The sequence below is a fragment of the Caballeronia sp. ATUFL_F1_KS39 genome (genome assembly GCF_023630985.1).
GTDB lineage: Bacteria > Pseudomonadota > Gammaproteobacteria > Burkholderiales > Burkholderiaceae > Caballeronia > Caballeronia zhejiangensis.
Genome location: NZ_JALQDZ010000035.1, coordinates 117,124 through 134,502, shown reverse-complemented (window position 1 = coordinate 134,502; position 17,379 = coordinate 117,124). Strand labels below are relative to the sequence as shown.

The following is a 17,379-nucleotide window of genomic DNA, read 5'->3' as shown; positions in this document are numbered from 1 at the left end:
CTTGAAACAAATGGGTGTCATGCACTCGTCACGGAAACGTCACGCGTGCGCTTGCGCTCGTCGAGCCACGCGGCGATGGCTGCGCACGTCCAGTTGGCATCGTCGTGAGGCAGATCGTGGCCCGCCCACGGATGCACCGCGTGCGAGGCACGCCATTGCGCCGCGATGCGCAGCGAGCATATCGGATCGACGAGCCGGTCCGCCGCCGACGATAGCAGCAATACGGGACATGGCGGTGCATCGACGCGCGCGCGAAAGCGCGCCGCCGCCGCGAGTTGACGCAGCGCGTTCGCCGCGCTCGCGCCATGCGTGCGCCGAAGATGCGCCCAGTGCGCGATATCCGCGCCACGCGTGTCGATACGACTGCACGTCAGCGCGTGGATGAGCGTTTCGCATCGCTCGGGCAGCGTCCACGTCATCGCGATTCGCGCGAGCATCGGCCACGCATTGGGACGCAGGCGTTCGGACACGCGCGCGAACGGGCGCATGCTGGTGTTGATCAGCACGAGCCGCTCGATCTCGCCGGGATGATGTTCGGCCCACGCAGTGGCGACCATCGCGCCGAGCGACATCGCAAGCACGCGGCACGGCATGCGTATGTTCAGCGCGGCGGCGCGCTCGCGAACGAACGCCATCATCCTGACGACGGAAAGCGGCGCCCCATGCGCGCGTTCGACGCCATTGCCCGGCAGATCGATGCATATCGCGCGCTCGCCCGCGCCTGCGAGCCCATGCGCGGCGAGCGCCGCATCGAACGCGCCCCAGTGACGCGCTTCACGCGTGAGGCCGCGCAGAAGGATCCACTGGCTCATCGCAGGGCCGTGCGTTGCCAGTGCTCGCGCGCGCGCCGCAGCACGTCCTCGCGGAATTCGCCGCTCGGTAGCCAGCGACGCGACGAGAACGCCGCGCGCGTGAGGAAATCGAAGAAGTTCGGATGACGCCGCAGCACGCGCCTCGTCCGGTGCGCCTTGATCGGATTGAAGATGCCGAGGCGTGAGAAAAGCTGCATCGGATTCTTTCGAATCCAGCGCCACGAGCCGAGTTCGAGCGTCATCGGAAGGAAGATGTTGGGTGCGCGCGAGCGGTCATACGCGAAATCCCACAGATCGCCGTGCAGCAGGTATTGATGACTCTGCGGCTCGAACGCATAGCCATGATGCGGATACGACTCCTCGAACATCGTCTTCAGCAGAAACATTTCCGGCAGATGCGCCATTTGCCGCTCGGTGCGCGCGTAGGGAAACCAGATGCTGTCGTCCCAGCCGAAGCCCGAATGACAATCGAGCGCGAAGCTCAACGGCCGCGACATCAACTGTTCCTCGACAACGGAAAGCAGCGCCGCGCTCTCCACTTCCATGCGGCCATCGGCCGGGCCGCGATACCACGGCAGCCACGGCCCGATGCGCTGTCCGCCCGCGAGAAACGGCACGCGTCCTTCGGCGCTTTGCGGCGCGTTGCGCATCAGATCGACGCCATTCGGATTCGCGCGGGTGCGCGCGAACATGCCGCCGGGATTGACGATCGGCATGAAGATGAGCCGCACCGCGCGCAGTTGATGATGCAGCGTGTCGTCCCATTCGAGCCGTGCAACAGCGCGCGCATGTATTCGAGGACGAGTTGCGTGCCGATGCATTCGAGCCCATGCACGCCGCCGAAAAAGCCGATGGCGGGCGCTTGCGGATCGTCCGAGCCGATCGCCGCGGTCAGGATCGGAAACATATGCTCGCGTGCGCGCACTTCGCCGATCGTGTGCCACGCGAAGCGCGCGCCGCCCGCGACGCGAATCGCTTTCAGTTCGTCCATCTCCGGAAAACTGCTGCTGATGGCAACGCTCGACGTGCTCATGACTGGGGCCTGTTTGTCGTGTATTCGTTGGCTCAGGCTATGTTCTATGAATCGCCGGAACGCCCCGCCCGAAGAAATCGAGTATAGGGCGGTTCGTCAGCACACGACATATGAAACGCGACGCGCCGAACGCGAACAACGTGTTCTGCGCGTTTTCGTTCCGTCACCTAGAATGAAATCGCCGTGCTACGCGGTGTGAGGTATTCGTCATGACATCCATTTCCCGCATCATCCTCGGCGCGCTCGCTTTGTGCTGCGCCGCGTCCGCGCTCGCGCAACCGCCGGCGCAAACCACCGATCCGAACGCGCCGAAAACGCGCGACCAGGTCCGGCAGGAATTTCTGCTGTGGCGCTCGGTCGGCTACGATCCGAACGACTGGCTGGACTACCCGGACAACGCGATGCGCGCGAGCCGCATCATCGCGCAACGGCAGGCTCGCGGCGAAACCCGCGTGCAGTAAGCGCGCATTCGTCAGGCCGATTCGCCGCGCGGCTTCGGCCCGCGCAGGATGCGCCGCGCGATGCTCCATCGATGCACTTCCGACGGACCGTCGTAGATACGGAACGCGCGCATATCCGCGAAAATCCGCGCGACGACGGTTTCGTGCGTGACGCCCTGCCCGCCGAGCACCTGCACCGAGCGGTCGACGACCCGCCACAGCGCCTCCGACGACACCACTTTCGCGATGCTCGATTCGTGCTTGCCGAGCACGCCCTGATCGAGCACCCACGCGCAATGCCTGATGGCGAGACGCGTGACGTGCAGATCCATTTCGTTATCGGCGAGCATGAAGCCGACGCCTTCGTGCTCGCCCAATGCCTTGCCGAACGCCTGACGCTGCCGCGCATGCGCCGTCGCGACATCGTGCGCGCGCCGCGCGGCGCCGAGCCAGCGCATGCAGTGCGTGAGACGCGCCGGCGATAGCCGCACCTGCGCGTAGCGAAATCCTTCGCCCGGCTCGCCCAATACGTTTTCCTTCGGCACGCGCAGGCCCTCGAAGCGCACGACGCCGTGGCCGCCGGGAAAGCACGTATCGAGCGAATCCATCGCGCGCTCGATCACGATGCCGGGGCTCGACATATCGGCGAGGAACATCGTCGCGGGACCGTCGGCGAACTTCGCCATGATGATCGCGACCGCCGCGCCTTCCGCGCCCGTGATGAACCATTTACGTCCGTCGATCACGTAGTCGTCGCCGTCCTGCACGGCGATGGTCTGCAGCATCGCCGGATCGGCGCCCGCACCCGGCGGCGGCTCGGTCATGCAGAAACACGAGCGAATCTCGCCCGCCGCGAGCGGACGCAGCCAGCACTCCTTTTGCTGCGGCGTAGCGATGGCTTCGAGCAGATGCATGTTTCCTTCGTCGGGCGCGGCGATGTTCAGCGCGACCGGACCGAGCGGCGAATAGCCCGCCTCCTCGAACAGAATGGCTTTCGCGACGTGATTCAGGCCCAGGCCGCCGAATTCGGGCGATACGTGGCTCGACAACAGCTTCGCCGCGCGCCCTTTCGCGATCAACTCGGCGCGCAGCGCTTCGTTCGGGCCATGCGGCGTGCAACGCGGATCGCGCTCGAACGGCACGATCTCTTCAGCGATGAAAGCGCGCACGCGCGCCTGCAGATCGGTCAACTCCGGAGAAAGCGAAAAGTCCATCGACAATCCTCTAAGGGAACGGGCTGAACGCCAAGCTTAACCGCGCGGGCGCATCGTGCGCCAGTGGCGTTCGTCCGGGTGTCAGTCGTCGTACTCCGTGTACTTGCGCGCGTCGCCCTTCACTTTGTGCGCCGGATATTTCGACCGGTTCAGCGCCATCTTCTCGATCAGCGCGCGATGCAGATCGACGTCGAGGGAGTCGGCGAGCATCACGAGATAGGCGAGCACGTCCGCCATTTCGTGGCGAATGGCTTGCAGCTTCGATTCGTCGAGTTCGGTTCTGTCGCCGGTGGCGAGCCACGTGAACGGTTCGAGCAACTCGCTCGCTTCCACCGACAACGCCGCAGCCAGATTCTTCGGCGAATGAAAGCGGCTCCAGTCCCGCTCGCGGACGAACTCGCGCAGCATGTCGCGCATTGCGACGAGCTCGCTCGCGGTTTCCCGCTGATCCTGTTGCTCCATGGGGTTCCTCTGAAGATGTCGGGTGTGCGCGAAGGTGCTGCCTTCGCCGGACAGAGTGGCGCGGTGAACCGGCTTAGGCCGGATAGAGCCCGAGCGTGCGCGCATGCAGGCGTGCGAGCCCGAGAAGCGCATCGGTGAACGGCGTCGGCACGCCGGTCATCGCGCCCAACTCGCGCACGGACGCGACGAGCGCATCGAGCTCGACCGCCTTGCCCGCCTGAACGTCCTGCAACATCGACGTTTTCATCGCGCCGAGCTTGAGCGTCACGGCGTGGCGATCCTCGGGCTTTTGTTCGATGGGAATGCCGAAGCGCGCGCCGATTTCCTTCGCTTCGAGCATCACGTTCGTGACGAAGCCGCGCACGAGATCGTCGCTGAGAATGCGGTCGGTGGTCGCGCCGGTGATCGCGCTGATGGGGTTCATCGTCATGTTGCCCCATAGCTTGAACCAGACGTCGCGTTGAATCTGCGCGGAGAGCGTGGCGTCGAAGCCCGCCTTCGAGAAGAGCGAAACGAGCGATTCGGTGCGTGCGGTCGGTGCGCCCGTCGCCTCGCCCAGAATCAGCCCCTTGCCCTGATGATGCCGGATGACGCCCGGCGCTTCTACGAAGCAACTCGCGTGCACCACGCAACCGACCGTCTGCGTGCCCGGAATCGCCGCGGCGATCTTGCCTTGCGGATCGACGGACGAAAGACGTTTGCCGGTGAACGGTTCGCCAAGGCCGTCGCAGAACCACCAGGGCACGCCGTTCATCGCGGTCAGCACGGTGGTTTCATTCGACAGCAGCGGCGCGATATGCGCGGCGACGGATTCCATCGCGGGCGCCTTCACTGCAACCACGACGAGATCCTGCACGCCGAGATCAGCGGGTTCGGCGCTCGCCGCGACCTTCACGACATGCGTGGCGTCCTTTTCGACGAGCCGCAACCCTTCCGTCTTCAGCGCATCGAGCGTCGCGCCGCGCGCGACCACGCTGACATCGCAGCCCGCCTGCGCGAGCTTCACGCCGATCCATCCGCCGATGGCGCCCGCGCCATAAACGCATACTTTCATCGTTCCCGTCCTCGCTCGTGGCAATCATCCGATCGCCATTGTAAGAGCGGGACGGCGCGCTCGTGCGTTCAGTGCGCGATGCCCGTGGCGAGCTTCGCCACCGTCAGCAGCGTCAGGCCGAATGCGCCCGCGAGCATCACGGCGATGACCGGCAATAGCGGCAACCTGACCTGCGCGAAGTCTGCGTTGTGCGAAGCGCGCTTGCGCACGCCGAAAAAGCTCCAAAGCACGATGCGCAACATCTTCAAGAGTTCCATGAGCGGCTCCTTTGCCTGAATCCGTATCGATCTTTCACGCGATGATGATGCCGGCTCCATGAGATGAAAAACAGCAGCAGTTGCGCTGTATTCGACGGTAGCAGAACGACCTGCAAGAAGCGCATTCGGACGGATGTAAGCGCGCTTCGGCTTCTTTCAAGAGCCGCCCGGAGAAAAAAAATTGCGCTTGAAACATAGCGCGGCGGTATTGAAACGATAGCCTTCGCACCTACTTTCGATGCACTGACGGCGATAACCGCGTCGTCGATTCAACTTCCTGTTGCAGGCCGCGCTGGCCGCACTATCGGAGACTGGACCATGAGTGACTTTTATTTCAGCGGCGACGTTTTCTCTGAACTGGACCGCATGCAGCGGCAGATGTCCTCGCTCTTCGGCAATCTTCCTTCGAGCATGCGTTCGAGCCGCGCGGATGCTTTCCCGCGTCTGAACATCGGCAGCACGGACGATGCGATTCATATCGTCGCGTTCGCGCCGGGCGTCGAGCCTGCATCGCTCGATGTGACCGTCGATAAAGGCACGCTCACCATTAGCGGCGAACGCAAGGCGCAGGCAACGGTGGAAGGCGCGCGCACGTATGCGAAAGAGCGCTTCATCGGCAGCTTCCGCCGCGTGATCGAACTGCCGCAAAACGCGGACGCGGACAAGGTCGAAGCGCGCTATGAGAACGGCACGTTGTCCATCACCATCGGCAAGCGCGAAGCATCGAAGCCGCGTGCGATCACCATTCAGTAAGAGGAAGCACATCATGACCGAGAACACTCAAGTCGCCGCGCAAAACACGAACGACGCTGCGCGCAAGAACGAAGACTATGCACGCCGCGCAACGGTCACACCCGCGGTCGATATCGTCGAGGATAGCAATGGCATCACGCTGTGGGCCGATCTGCCCGGCGTCTCGCGCGAGAAGCTCGACGTGAAGGTGCACGATGCGCGCCTCACCATCGAAGCCGAAGCAGCATTGCCTGTGCCGGGCACGGTGCGCGTGCATCATGCCGAACTGCGCGCGCCGCGTTTCGTACGCGCCTTCACGGTGAGCGAAGACTTCGACACGACGAAGATCGACGCGAATCTCAGCAATGGCGTGCTGAGACTCACGATTCCGCGTCGCGAGCAAGCGCGTCCGCGCCGCGTCGAAGTACGCGCGGGTTAAGCATCGGAAAAGTAATCAGTTTTGCCTCGAGCGGCCGCGATTTTTCGCGGCCGCTTTTTCTTTTGCACTGCGCGCACGCCTCTATAATCTTCAACGGCGGTTTAATTCGCCAACCATTCGAATACTCATAGAAAGAAGGGACTATCGTGAAGAGGCTGGTAACGGTGTTGTTGGGTTCGATGCTTGCCGTATCGATCGGAGCGCATGCAAAAGAGTGGTCGACTATCCGCTTCGGCGTCGATGCGAGTTATCCGCCTTTCGAATCGAAAGCGCCCGACGGCACGCTGGTCGGCTTCGATATCGATGTCGGCAATGAACTATGCCGGCGTCTCAACGCGAAATGCGTATGGGTCGAAAATGCATTCGACGGCATGATTCCCGGCCTCAAATCGCGCAAGTTCGACGGCGTGCTCTCCACGATGTCGATGACGCCCGCGCGCGTCAAGCAGATCGCGTTCTCCAGCAAGCTCTTTCACGTGCCCACGCGCCTCGTCGCCAAACGCGTTTCGAACATCCAGCCGACGGCGGAATCGCTCGCGGGAAAAGCTGTCGGCGTCGAGCAAGGCTCGATGCAGGAAACGTATGCGAAGGTGCATTGGGGCGCGAAAGGCGTGAAGGTCGTGTCCTATGCGGATCAGGATCAGGTTTATCAGGATCTGCTCGCCGGACGGCTCGATGCATCGCTGCAAAACGCGGTGCAAGCCGAACGCGGCTTTCTCGAGACGCCGCGCGGCAAGCCCTACGGTTTCGCGGGCGGCGCGCTGGAAGACAGTGCGATCTTCGGTCCGGGCACGGCAATCGGCCTGCGCAAGGAAGATACGGACCTGAAGGATAAGCTCGACGGCGCCATCGCCGCGATGATCAAGGATGGCACGTATAAGCGCATCGAACAGAAGTACTTCGACTTCGATATCTACGGCGAGTGATTTGGAATACGTTGCCCGCGAACGATCCATCCAATGCGGATAACTTCGTGCGCGGGCGGCGAGGTTATCCCGCTTGCTTCGCTCCCGCCTAGACTCACATACATAACCGACAACAAGGAGACAACGATGGCGACGCTCAAGCAGATGCAGGCGAAGTTGAAGAAGCTCCAGGCGCAGACCGAGAAGCTGATCGCGAAACGCGCGCAAGCCGTACTCGACGATATTCGCGCGCTGATGGAAAGGCACGGCCTCACGACCGCGGATATCGACCGTCACGGCAAGAAGGCCAAACGCGCGGGCAAGCCGCAGGTCGCGTACCCCGCGCCCGCCGGCCGTCACGAAGCGATGACCAAGCTCGCGAAGAAGGGAAAGCTGCCCGCGAAGTATCGCAATCCGAAGACGGGTGAAACGTGGAGCGGCTGGGCGCGCCCGCCCGCGTGGATCGCGAACGTGAAGGATCGCAGCAAGTTTCTGATCGATGCGGAAAGTGCGGAGAACGCGGTCAAACCGAAGGCTGTAGCGAGGAAAGCGGCGGCGAAAAAAACTGCTGCGAAGAAGAAAGCAGCGGCGCCGGCAGCAAGGAAATCCGTCGCGGCGAAACCGGCAGTGGAACCGGCGGTGAAGCGCAGCGCGCCCCGCAAACGCGCGGCAAAAGCCGCATTGCCGGAACAAGGCGGTGCCGAAACATCGCCATCCACGACAACGGGCGATGCTTCCGTATGAAACCCTGACGTCATCCCATTGTTTGAGATCGACGAAAACTCAATTGGCTTTTCGTGCGATTAAAAAAAGGCTCAGTCCTTCTACACTGCGTTCACATGTCGGGGGCGTTTCGTAGCAACGATTCGCTTCTCCGATTGCAGTTGTCGCTTCAGACAACCGCATCTCCTCATATCTTCGTTGGAGCGTCCTCGTGAACAAGCGACTCGTAGTGGGCTTTGCTATTGCATTGAGTTCTCTTTTCGCCGGCTCGGCATTTGCAAGCGGTTATGGACCGGCGCCGCATTATCGTCCCGATGTCGGAGCGCCGGCTTCGCAGCATGGCGTCAGCGCGCAGACCTTCGCTGCGGAAGAAGCCGCACAAGGACGCGGCGATTTCGGCAATACGGAACGCACCGCGCAGATTCAACGCGGGCAAGTTTCGGCTTCCGCTTCTTCGCAAGTGGCGCAATAAATATCCGATTAACGGACACGATGATGCGAGTTTGTCGTGTCCGTTTTAAAAGCCTTTTATCGTTCTTTCCAGAAATGTCCAAAGCGCATCGTCCACGGAATAAGGGACGTTGAATCGAAAACATGCGCTTTGAGCATCGTCCGGACGGAAATAAGAGCCGGGCGCGAGCCATATGCCGTGCTGCAATGCGCGTGTCGCGACGTCGCTTCCATCCGCCGGATCGATCGGCAACGCGCCCCACAGGAAAAGCCCCGCGCGCGGACGCCGGAACAACTCGACGCCCAGCGCATCCATGCGTTCTTCGACGAGCGCATGCGCATCCTTGAGCTTTTCCACGACGAATTCGACATGCCGCGCGTAGCGCCCTTCCGTCAGCACTTTCTCGACGATGCGCTCCGTCGCCTCCGATGACGTCAGCCCGACCGCCATCTTCGTGCGCGCCAGTTCGCGCAATACGTCGCGCTCGGCGATGACATAACCGCAGCGCAACGCGGGCGTGATCGTCTTCGCGAAACCGCCGACGTAGAGCACGCGGCTGAGCCCTTCCATGGCGGCGAGCAAGGGCGCGCCGGGCGCGGCGAGCTCGCGGTTCACATCGTCCTCGACGACCCACAGGCCGTGCCGCTCCGCAATCTGCATCAGCCGAAACGCCGACGCCATGCCGAAGGTCGCGCCCGTCGGATTCTGCAAGGTCGTGTTGAGAAAGACCGCTTTCGGTCGATGCTCGACGACGATGCGCTCGAACACGTCGGTATCGACACCGGCCGCCGTGCGTGGCACGCCATGCACCTGCAAACCCGCGAGCCGCAGAATCTGCAGCAGATTGCAGTAGCCCGGATCTTCGACGACGACCGCATCGCCCGGACGCAGCAGCGTGCGCACGATGAGATCGAGCGCCTGCGTCGCGCCCGCGGTCAGCAGCACGTTCGATGCGGCGTCGATCGGCAAGCCGTGGCGGTCCATCTGCTCCGCGATCCGCTCGCGCAGCGGCGCGAAGCCGTACGGATGCCCGTAATCCGCGATGCGCGCCGCCGGTACGCGGCTCACCGCGCGCAACGCGTGCTGCAGACCGCTCTCGTTGACCCATTCGTTCGGCAGCCAGCCGCAGCCCGATTTGATCGGCACGGAATGATCGGCGAATACGTCCGACAAAAGCCACGTCGCGGTGAGGCTCGGCGGCTGCCATTCGACGGCGCGCACGCGCTCGCTGCGCCCGCGTATTGCCACGCGATAACCCGATCCGCGCCGCGCGGTGACGAGGCCCATCGACACGAGCCTGCCATACGCTTCCGTCACCGTGAATGTGCTGAGACTTTCGGCTTCGGCAAGACGCCGCACCGATGGCAGAAGCGCGCCCTCGCGCAACGTCTGCTCCTCGATCGCCGAGGAGAACGCGCGCACGATTTGTTCGACGAGCGTCGGCGCCTGCCGCGCGCCGCGCTCCAGCTTGAGTTCGATCATGGCGTCGAGAATAACGCGGAGAAAGTCCGCCGGCCAATACAGTTTGCAGCATTCTGCCAGCACAGTTGGCAGCGCAGTGAAGCAACTGTCTATGCCTTGCAATTTTGCCGGGGAATACAGTGGCCGTACTTCTTCAGGAGACCCCGTGATGACCGCTCGCCCCGTGATCGAAGACCTCTCGTCGTTCTGGATGCCGTTCACCGCCAATCGCCAGTTCAAGGCCGCGCCGCGCATGCTCGACAGCGCCAAGGGCATGTACTACCGCTCGACCGATGGCCGCGAAGTGCTCGACGGCACGGCCGGACTGTGGTGCGTGAACGCAGGCCATTGCCGCGACGAGATCGTCGATGCGGTGCAAAAGGCACTTTCGACGCTCGATTTCGCGCCGACCTTCCAGATGGGCCATCCGCTCGCATTCGAAGCGGCGACCAAAGTCGCGAGCCTGATGCCCGAAGGCCTCGACCGCATCTTCTTCACGAACTCGGGCTCCGAGTCGGTCGATACGGCGCTCAAGATCGCGCTGGCGTATCACCGCGCGCGCGGCGAAGGCCAGCGCACGCGTCTGATCGGCCGTGAGCGCGGCTATCACGGCGTCGGCTTCGGCGGCATTTCGGTCGGCGGCATCGCGCCGAATCGCAAGACGTTCTCGGGCGCGCTGCTGCCGTCGGTCGATCATCTGCCGCATACGCACGATCTCGCGCACAACGCATTCACGAAAGGCCAGCCCGCGTGGGGCGATCATCTCGCCGATGACCTCGAGCGCATCGTCGCGCTGCACGATCCGTCGACGATCGCCGCCGTGATCGTCGAGCCGCTCGCCGGGTCGACCGGCGTGCTCGTGCCGCCGCAAGGCTATCTGCAAAAGCTGCGCGATATCTGCACGAAGTACGGCATTCTTCTGATCTTCGACGAAGTCATCACCGGCTTCGGACGTTTGGGTAAAGCGACGGCCAGTGAATACTTCGGCGTAACGCCCGACCTCATCACGATGGCCAAGGCCATCAACAACGCGACCATTCCGATGGGCGCCGTCGCCGCGCATCGCAACGTGCACGACACGGTCGTCAACGCGGGCGCGGCCAACGCCATCGAACTGTTCCATGGCTACACCTATTCGGCGCACCCGGTCGCGACCGCAGCGGCCATCGCGACGCTCGATCTGTATCAGCGCGACAAGCTGTTCGAGCGCGCGGCATCGAAGGCCGCGAAGTTCGAAAGCGCCGCACACGGGCTGCGCGATGCGCCGTTCGTGAAGGACATTCGCAATCTTGGCCTCGTCGCGGGCATCGAGCTCGATCCGCGCGAAGGCGCACCCGGCGCGCGCGCGTATGAAGTGTTCGTCAAGTGCTTCGAGGCGGGCGTGCTCGTGCGCTACACCGGCGATATCCTCGCGTTCTCACCGCCGCTCATCATCGAAGACGATCAGATCGATCAGATCTTCGCGACGGTGCGAAAGGCGCTGGAAAGCGTGAAATAAGCGGCTTTTGCGGTTGCTCGCGGCCCGGCTTCCTGCGATGGAAAGCCGGGCTTTTTATCGCTCCATGACAAGCAACGTAGATGTCGCCGATGCGAACAATCTGCCGCTCGCGTCCTTGAGCGTCGCTTCGGCGAACGCGGCGCGCCGTCCGATCGACAGCACGCGTCCTTCCGCGCGCAACACGCCCGAGTCGCGCGTGAGCGCCTTGTGATACGCGACCTTCAGTTCGAGCGTCGTGTACGCCTGCGTCGCGGTCAGGCATGAATGCACCGAGCAGCCGCACGCGGAATCGAGCAGCGTCGCCGCATAGCCGCCGTGCACGGTGCCGATCGGGTTATACGCGTGATCGCCGGGGACGCCCGCGAACACTGCCCTGCCCGCTTCCACTTCGATGAAATCGAAATCCAGCGATACCAGAATGCCCGGCTTGCGCCCGCTTGCGATCAATCTGCGCAATTGCGCGAGACCGTCGAGGCCGGCGGCGGTTTCTTCGATCAAACTCATTTCGGCGTCTCCGTTTTATCGCTGGCGGTCTTGATCGCATCGTCGTCGCCGGTCGCGCTCCAACCGCCGCCGAGCGAGCGATAAAGCGCCACCGCGGCAAGCGCGTGTTCGCGCTTCGATTGATTCAGCGCATCGGCATCGCGCAGATACGATTGTTGCGCGTCGAGCACATCGAGAAAGCTGGCCGCGCCGCCCTTGTACAACTGCGTCGACAGCGTGAGCGATTGACCGGATGCCGAGAGCGCTTCGGTGAGACGCGCGGTCGATTCGGTCGTGCTGACGAGATCGCTGCGCGTATCCTCGACATCCTTCAGCGCTTCGAGCATCGTCTGACGCAGATGCAGTTCCGACTCGCGCATCCGGCTCTCGTTCTGCTCGATCTCCGCCGTGATGCGTCCGGCGTTGAAGATCGGGCTCGTCGCGTTGAGCGCGGCGGAAAAGAGGTTATCGGTCAGCGTCGGCAAGCCGAGATACGACGAGGCGAGCAAGCCATCCGACAAGCGCAGCGAGAACTTCGGATAACGCTCGGCACGCGCGACGCCCACTTCCGCCGCGCGCTGCTGAACGGTCGCATACGCGACGAGCACATCGGGGCGGCGCAACAGGGCATCGGACGGCAACATCTGCGGCGCGCCGCTGGCGGGAACGGGAATCACGGGCGCGTCGCCCGCATCCGCGAGCATCAGCCTGTCGATGGATTCCGGCGTGCGGCCCGAATACACCGCGATCAGACTCAGCTGATGCTGGATCGTCGATTGCGTGCGCGGGATGCGCGATTGCAGGTCGCTCAACTGATTCTGCGCACGCGCGACATCGAGTTGAGTCGACAGACCGTATTGCAGGCGTCGTTGCGTGAGTTTCAACGCGCGTTCGCGAATCTGCAGATTGTCTTGCAGGATCTTCGATTCCGCCTGCGCCCAGCGAAGGTCGACATACGCAGCGGCCGTGTCCGCGGCGAGCGCGAGCCTGATCTGATCCGCGGCGTGTTCGCGGCCGACGAGCTGCGCCTGCGATGCCAGCAGTTCCAGCCGCTCGCCGCCGAACACGTCCGGCGTCCAGCTCAGCGCGAGGCCGAAGCCCGCCTGCTTCACATAGCCGAGCGGCGGCGGCGTGTTCTGCCGCGTGTACGCGCCGCCCGCGCTCGCATCCAGTTGCGGGAGCAAGGCCGCGCGGCGTTGCGTCGTGAGCGCTTGCGCCTGCTTCACGCGCTCGACGGCGGCTTGAACATCGAGGTTATCGTTCAGCACCGACGCGACGAGTTCATGCATCACCGGATCGTTGAACTGATTCCACCATGCAGCGGGATCGACGGCCTGTCTCGGCACATCGACGCTCCAGTCCGTGGGCGCGGTCGCGTTGACCGTCGCGGGAAGATCGGCGTGCGTGGCGGGCTGCACCGCGCACGCGGCGAGCGTCAGCGCGGTCACGCCGGAAAGTATTGCGACGAGAAGTTTCTTCATGATCGAAGCATCCAGGTAAGGCCCGGTTCAATGCGCGTCGGACGAAGGCGGCGCGCTCGTGATCGGCTTGGCGAACATCACCGTCATCAGGCCGAAGAGGAAACACAGCGCGAGCACGTAGAAGCAATCGGCGAAGGTCAGCACGAGCGCCTCGCGCATCACGAGCGCGTGCAGCGATGCCAGCCCCGCTTGCGACGCGTTCAACGCATCGCCGGCGACGGAAGCGAGATGCGCCGAACTGCGCGCGATCATGTCGTCGACGACCGGCCGGCCAATCGTCACGCTCTCGTTCAGATGCAGGTAATGCAGATTGAGGCGATCGTTGAGCATCGTCGCGCTCACCGCGATGCCGATTGCGCCGCCGAGATTGCGCATCAGATTGAACAGCCCGCTCGCCGATTTGAGCCGCGATGGCGGAAGCGAACCGAGCGCCATCGTCACGATGGGCGGTACCGCGAATTGCTGGCCGATGCCGCGCAGCGCCTGCGGCAGCAGGAACTGTTGCCAGCCCCAGTCGTGCGTCAGCGGCGTATAGAAGTAACAGCCCGCGCCGAAGCAGATCAGACCGAATGCGAGCAGCACGCGCATGTCGATGAAGCGCGACGCGAACCCGTACACGCCGATGGAAAGCAGTTGAAAACAGCCGACGGAAAGCAGCGCGAGACCCGTATGCAGCGAATCGAAGCCACGCACGCGCGCGAGGAACACGGGCGTCAGAAACACCGACACGAAGATGCCGATGCCCGTCACGAACGAAAGCAGACTGCCGATCGCGAAGTTGCGCACCGCGAGCGCACGCAGATCGACGATCGGATCCTTCGCCGTGAACGCATGCACGAGGAACAGGAAGCCACAGATCCCCGAAATCCACGCACAGACGATGATGACGTCGTCGCCGAACCAGTTCTTGCGCGGCCCTTCTTCGAGCACGTATTCCAGACAGCCGAGAAAGCCCGACATCAGCACGATGCCGATGTAATCGCCCTTCTTCAGCAGCGAAACATTGGGCTCGTCGACGTGCACGTACTTCGGCACGAGCAACGCGACGACGAGACCCGGCACCACGTTCAGATAGAAGAGCCAGTGCCACGACCATTGATCGGTGATCCATCCGCCGATCACCGGTCCGACTGCGGGCGCGAGCGACGCCAGCGCGCCGATAGTTGTAGATGCAATCAATCGCTGCTTGCCGGGGAACAGCACGAAGGCGGTCGTGAAGACGGTCGGGATCATCGCGGCGCCGAGCGCGCCTTGCAGTCCGCGAAAGAGGATCATCGAATTGATGTCCCACGCCATGCCGCACAACATGCTCGTGAGCGTGAAGCCGATTGCCGATGCGACGAACAGCCAGCGCGTGGAGAACACTTTCGAGAGCCAGCCCGACATCGGAATGACGAGAATTTCGGCAATCAGATACGACGTCTGCACCCACGACAGCTCGTCCTGGCTCGCCGACAATCCGCCGCCGATATCCTTGAGCGACGACGCGACGATCTGAATATCGAGCGTCGCCATGAAGAAGCCGAGGCACATCAGCGCGAAGGCGAACACGCGTTGCCGTATCGGCTGGCTCGCGGGATCGGAAGGAATGGTGTGTGTCATCGCCGCGCTCCTCAGCCGTTCGACTGCTTCGCGAGATGCACCTTCACCGTCGCCGACAAGCCCGGACGCAGCACCGTTTCCATGCCCTTCGGCACATCGAGGCGGATGCGAACCGGCACCCGCTGCACGATCTTCGTGAAGTTGCCCGTCGCGTTCTCGGCGGGCAGCACGCTGAAGGTCGCGCCGGTCGCGGGCGCGAGACTTTCGACGTGACCGGTGAGCGGCACGCTCGATGCGTCGAGTTCGACGTCGGCTTCGTCGCCCGCGCGCATCTTCTTCAACTGATCTTCCTTGAAGTTCGCATCGACCCAAAGGCCCGTCGACGGAACGATGGTCAGCAGCGATGTGCCCACGTTCGCGAGCACGCCCACGCGCGCCGTGCGATTGCCGACATAGCCTTCGACCGGCGAGCGGATCGTCGTGTATTCGACGTTCAGCTCCGCGACACGACGTGCCGCTTCCGCTGTCGCGACGCGCGCCTGCGCATCGGCGATCTGCGCTTCGATCACGCTTAACTGACGCTTGGCCGCGACGAGCGACGCGCCGCTGCGATCCACCGCCGCCTGCGCCTTCGTGTAGTCCGCGTCCGCGCGCTCGACGATCTGGTTCGACACCGCATCGTCCTTCACGAGTTCGCGATAGCGCGAACGGTCCTGCCCGGTGCGCGTGAGTTCCGCCGACGACGCGCGCACTTCCGCCTGCTGCTGGTTGATGACGGCCGCCTGCAGCGCGTCCTTCGCCTGCAACTCGACCACCGCCGCGCGCGCGCCCGACAATTCGGCGTCGGCTTGAGCGAGGCGCGCATCGTAATCGCGGGCGTCGAGGCGGATCAGCACTTGCCCCGCCTTAACGGGCTGATTGTCCTGCACGAGCACGTCGGTGACGAAACCGTTCACCTTCGGCGCAAGCACGGTGACATCGCCGCCGACGTAGGCATCGTCGGTCGTCTGAATGAAGCGCAGCACGAGCGCCCAGTACGTGGCCGCCGCGATCAGCACGAGCCCGACCAGGCCAAGCGCGAGCAGCATCCAGGGAATCTTGCGCGCGGGCCGCGCGAGCGCCGGCGCCGCTACCGAAGGAATATTCGTCGTAGGAGTCGTCATTTGCGATAAGTGCATATGCACAATTAAGTTTGAAGGAAGGCCTGAATCCATTGCCCGTCATAGCCCGGAAGACTAGTTGTGCATATGCACCAAGTCAACCGTCACGGCGCGCATGAATGAATGACGCAGACGGAAAGAATCGCGCCGAGCCTTGTGCTACAAGGCGCGAAGACGGTTTGCCGGCGCGTCGGGACGCAGGCTCTCGTCGGCGCAGAAGCGCACGGCATGCTCGACGAACGCGCGCACCTTGGCCGGCAACAGCGCGCGCGTGCTGTACGCGATCCGGATTTCGATCGCGGAATCGACGCGCTCGTAGGCGTCGAGCAGCGTGATGAGCCGCCCCGACGCGACCTCGTCGGCCACGAGCGCCGTCGGCAACACGCCGATGCCGAAGCCCTGCAAGGCCATCTCGCGATTGAACACCGCACTGTTCGACGTGATGTCGTGACTGAGCGGCACGCGCAGTTCCTCGCCGCCGATGCGGAACGTGAGCGCCGGCTTGCGGATCGACGGCGACATCGGCACGAACACATGATCGGCGAGTTCGGACGGATGGCGCGGCGCGGGACGTTGCGCGAGATACGCGGGGCTCGCGACGAGCACGAGCGGAATGGTTTCCAGCAGGCGCGTGACGGCGGTATCGGTCGATAGCATGAAAGGCAGCACGATGGCGAGATCGTAGCCTTCGCCGACGAGATCGATGGGTCGCTCCGTCAGCGTCACGTCGAGGCGCACATGCGGATGCGCGCGCCTGAAGCTCGCGACGAGCGGCGCGTAGCGGCTCATCATCACGGTCGTGTGCGAGACGAGCCGCAACAGGCCGGTCGCTTCGCTCGCGCGGTTCGACGCGCGCTCTTCCATCGCCTGCAATTCGTCGAGCAGACGCGAGCAGTCGGCGAAGAAGCGCTCGGCGGTTTCCGTCAGCGAGATCTGCCGCGTCGTGCGATTGAAGAGCCGGCTGCCGAGGCGGTCTTCGAGGCCGGCGATGGCACGCGATACGACGGGCGGCGACAAGCCGAGTATGTCGGCCGCACGCGCGAAGCTCTTCGCTTCGACCACCGTGCAAAACACCTTCAGGCTCGTCAGATAGTCCATGTGCGCGTTCGCGATGCGTGCGGAAGCCCCGATCATGGCACGAAGCCGCCGCATTCACACGATGAGACGATCGCGCGGTTTTACGAGCCGCGCGAGCATTCACGCGAAAGACGCACGCGCCTAAAGTTCAACCC

Annotated in this window: 18 protein-coding genes and 1 pseudogene; 7 read left to right on the top strand and 12 right to left on the bottom strand. The window is 63.6% G+C overall.

Annotated elements, in window-relative coordinates; all coding sequences use genetic code 11:
- Window positions 1-17: 17 nt before the first annotated feature.
- Entirely contained in the window at window positions 18-812 is a 795-nt protein-coding gene (locus tag NCR93_RS15745; protein ID WP_175979182.1) for an alpha/beta fold hydrolase, read from the bottom strand.
- Window positions 809-1,803: pseudogene (locus NCR93_RS15740) on the bottom strand (M14 family zinc carboxypeptidase). Before NCR93_RS15740 ends, NCR93_RS15745 begins: the two are co-directional and overlap by 4 nt.
- Window positions 1,804-2,054: 251 nt before the next feature.
- On the opposite strand from NCR93_RS15740, the gene NCR93_RS15735 reads away from it, so the two are divergent.
- A complete protein-coding gene (locus tag NCR93_RS15735) occupies window positions 2,055-2,306 on the top strand; it encodes a DUF4148 domain-containing protein (protein WP_033537146.1) in 252 nt (83 codons plus the stop codon).
- A gap of 11 nt (window positions 2,307-2,317) precedes the next feature.
- Here NCR93_RS15735 and NCR93_RS15730 read toward each other — a convergent pair whose 3' ends face one another.
- The 4 genes from NCR93_RS15730 to NCR93_RS15715 form a co-directional block, all read right to left on the bottom strand.
- The gene (locus NCR93_RS15730; protein WP_175979181.1) at window positions 2,318-3,499 is read right to left on the bottom strand and encodes an acyl-CoA dehydrogenase family protein; all 1,182 of its coding nucleotides are present in this window, start codon (window positions 3,497-3,499) and stop codon (window positions 2,318-2,320) included.
- Between the two features lie 81 nt (window positions 3,500-3,580).
- Window positions 3,581-3,961, bottom strand: a complete 381-nt coding sequence (locus NCR93_RS15725) for a nucleotide pyrophosphohydrolase (protein ID WP_008353680.1) — start codon at window positions 3,959-3,961, stop codon at window positions 3,581-3,583.
- A gap of 73 nt (window positions 3,962-4,034) precedes the next feature.
- On the bottom strand, window positions 4,035-5,015 hold the full coding sequence (locus NCR93_RS15720; RefSeq protein WP_175979180.1) for a 2-dehydropantoate 2-reductase: 981 nt from the start codon (window positions 5,013-5,015) through the stop codon (window positions 4,035-4,037).
- Between the two features lie 68 nt (window positions 5,016-5,083).
- Window positions 5,084-5,272 carry a DUF2970 domain-containing protein gene (locus NCR93_RS15715; protein ID WP_008353682.1) on the bottom strand — a complete coding sequence of 63 codons (189 nt, stop codon included), beginning with the start codon at window positions 5,270-5,272 and terminating at the stop codon, window positions 5,084-5,086.
- Between the two features lie 318 nt (window positions 5,273-5,590).
- Here NCR93_RS15715 and NCR93_RS15710 point away from each other — a divergent pair, with 318 nt between their 5' ends.
- The 5 genes from NCR93_RS15710 (at window position 5,591) to NCR93_RS15690 (ending at window position 8,543) form a co-directional block, all read left to right on the top strand.
- Window positions 5,591-6,025: an Hsp20/alpha crystallin family protein gene (locus NCR93_RS15710; RefSeq protein WP_175979179.1), complete on the top strand. Its 435-nt coding sequence runs from the start codon at window positions 5,591-5,593 to the stop codon at window positions 6,023-6,025.
- A gap of 13 nt (window positions 6,026-6,038) precedes the next feature.
- Window positions 6,039-6,443: an Hsp20/alpha crystallin family protein gene (locus tag NCR93_RS15705; RefSeq protein ID WP_175979178.1), complete on the top strand. Its 405-nt coding sequence runs from the start codon at window positions 6,039-6,041 to the stop codon at window positions 6,441-6,443.
- Window positions 6,444-6,622: 179 nt separating this feature from the next.
- Window positions 6,623-7,369 (top strand): ABC transporter substrate-binding protein, encoded by a 747-nt coding sequence (locus NCR93_RS15700; protein ID WP_249798641.1) that lies wholly within the window; start codon window positions 6,623-6,625, stop codon window positions 7,367-7,369.
- Between the two features lie 126 nt (window positions 7,370-7,495).
- Window positions 7,496-8,092, top strand: coding sequence for an H-NS histone family protein (locus NCR93_RS15695; protein ID WP_008353686.1), 597 nt, complete (start codon window positions 7,496-7,498; stop codon window positions 8,090-8,092).
- A 190-nt stretch (window positions 8,093-8,282) separates the two neighbouring features.
- On the top strand, window positions 8,283-8,543 hold the full coding sequence (locus NCR93_RS15690) for a hypothetical protein (RefSeq protein ID WP_008353687.1): 261 nt from the start codon (window positions 8,283-8,285) through the stop codon (window positions 8,541-8,543).
- Window positions 8,544-8,588: 45 nt separating this feature from the next.
- On the opposite strand, the gene NCR93_RS15685 is transcribed toward NCR93_RS15690, so the two are convergent.
- On the bottom strand, window positions 8,589-10,004 hold the full coding sequence (locus tag NCR93_RS15685) for an aminotransferase-like domain-containing protein (protein ID WP_175979176.1): 1,416 nt from the start codon (window positions 10,002-10,004) through the stop codon (window positions 8,589-8,591).
- A 148-nt stretch (window positions 10,005-10,152) separates the two neighbouring features.
- On the opposite strand from NCR93_RS15685, the gene aptA reads away from it, so the two are divergent.
- Window positions 10,153-11,481, top strand: coding sequence for an omega-aminotransferase AptA (gene aptA / locus NCR93_RS15680; RefSeq protein WP_175979175.1), 1,329 nt, complete (start codon window positions 10,153-10,155; stop codon window positions 11,479-11,481).
- Between the two features lie 54 nt (window positions 11,482-11,535).
- Here aptA and NCR93_RS15675 read toward each other — a convergent pair whose 3' ends face one another.
- The 5 genes from NCR93_RS15675 to NCR93_RS15655 form a co-directional block, all read right to left on the bottom strand.
- Entirely contained in the window at window positions 11,536-11,985 is a 450-nt protein-coding gene (locus NCR93_RS15675; RefSeq protein ID WP_008353692.1) for a PaaI family thioesterase, read from the bottom strand.
- Entirely contained in the window at window positions 11,982-13,445 is a 1,464-nt protein-coding gene (locus tag NCR93_RS15670; protein WP_175979174.1) for an efflux transporter outer membrane subunit, read from the bottom strand. Before NCR93_RS15670 ends, NCR93_RS15675 begins: the two co-directional genes overlap by 4 nt.
- A gap of 27 nt (window positions 13,446-13,472) precedes the next feature.
- A complete protein-coding gene (locus NCR93_RS15665) occupies window positions 13,473-15,047 on the bottom strand; it encodes a DHA2 family efflux MFS transporter permease subunit (protein WP_175979173.1) in 1,575 nt (524 codons plus the stop codon).
- 11 nt (window positions 15,048-15,058) lie between these two features.
- Entirely contained in the window at window positions 15,059-16,150 is a 1,092-nt protein-coding gene (locus NCR93_RS15660; RefSeq protein WP_175979172.1) for an HlyD family secretion protein, read from the bottom strand.
- Between the two features lie 156 nt (window positions 16,151-16,306).
- A complete protein-coding gene (locus tag NCR93_RS15655) occupies window positions 16,307-17,245 on the bottom strand; it encodes a LysR family transcriptional regulator (RefSeq protein ID WP_175979560.1) in 939 nt (312 codons plus the stop codon).
- Between the last annotated feature and the right edge of the window lie 134 nt (window positions 17,246-17,379).

Excerpts from the sequence above, each read along its gene's own strand:
- NCR93_RS15670 (WP_175979174.1), bottom strand. The coding sequence starts at position 13,445 with ATGAAGAAACTTCTCGTCGCAATACTTTCCGGCGTGACCGCGCTGACG.
- NCR93_RS15745 (WP_175979182.1), bottom strand. The coding sequence starts at position 812 with ATGAGCCAGTGGATCCTTCTGCGCGGCCTCACGCGTGAAGCGCGTCAC.
- NCR93_RS15735 (WP_033537146.1), top strand. The coding sequence starts at position 2,055 with ATGACATCCATTTCCCGCATCATCCTCGGCGCGCTCGCTTTGTGCTGC.
- NCR93_RS15710 (WP_175979179.1), top strand. The coding sequence starts at position 5,591 with ATGAGTGACTTTTATTTCAGCGGCGACGTTTTCTCTGAACTGGACCGC.
- NCR93_RS15725 (WP_008353680.1), bottom strand. The coding sequence starts at position 3,961 with ATGGAGCAACAGGATCAGCGGGAAACCGCGAGCGAGCTCGTCGCAATG.
- NCR93_RS15720 (WP_175979180.1), bottom strand. The coding sequence starts at position 5,015 with ATGAAAGTATGCGTTTATGGCGCGGGCGCCATCGGCGGATGGATCGGC.
- NCR93_RS15695 (WP_008353686.1), top strand. The coding sequence starts at position 7,496 with ATGGCGACGCTCAAGCAGATGCAGGCGAAGTTGAAGAAGCTCCAGGCG.
- NCR93_RS15655 (WP_175979560.1), bottom strand. The coding sequence starts at position 17,245 with ATGGACTATCTGACGAGCCTGAAGGTGTTTTGCACGGTGGTCGAAGCG.
- NCR93_RS15705 (WP_175979178.1), top strand. The coding sequence starts at position 6,039 with ATGACCGAGAACACTCAAGTCGCCGCGCAAAACACGAACGACGCTGCG.
- NCR93_RS15660 (WP_175979172.1), bottom strand. The coding sequence starts at position 16,150 with ATGACGACTCCTACGACGAATATTCCTTCGGTAGCGGCGCCGGCGCTC.
- NCR93_RS15700 (WP_249798641.1), top strand. The coding sequence starts at position 6,623 with ATGCTTGCCGTATCGATCGGAGCGCATGCAAAAGAGTGGTCGACTATC.
- NCR93_RS15685 (WP_175979176.1), bottom strand. The coding sequence starts at position 10,004 with ATGATCGAACTCAAGCTGGAGCGCGGCGCGCGGCAGGCGCCGACGCTC.
- NCR93_RS15730 (WP_175979181.1), bottom strand. The coding sequence starts at position 3,499 with ATGGACTTTTCGCTTTCTCCGGAGTTGACCGATCTGCAGGCGCGCGTG.
- aptA (WP_175979175.1), top strand. The coding sequence starts at position 10,153 with ATGACCGCTCGCCCCGTGATCGAAGACCTCTCGTCGTTCTGGATGCCG.
- NCR93_RS15715 (WP_008353682.1), bottom strand. The coding sequence starts at position 5,272 with ATGGAACTCTTGAAGATGTTGCGCATCGTGCTTTGGAGCTTTTTCGGC.
- NCR93_RS15665 (WP_175979173.1), bottom strand. The coding sequence starts at position 15,047 with ATGACACACACCATTCCTTCCGATCCCGCGAGCCAGCCGATACGGCAA.
- NCR93_RS15675 (WP_008353692.1), bottom strand. The coding sequence starts at position 11,985 with ATGAGTTTGATCGAAGAAACCGCCGCCGGCCTCGACGGTCTCGCGCAA.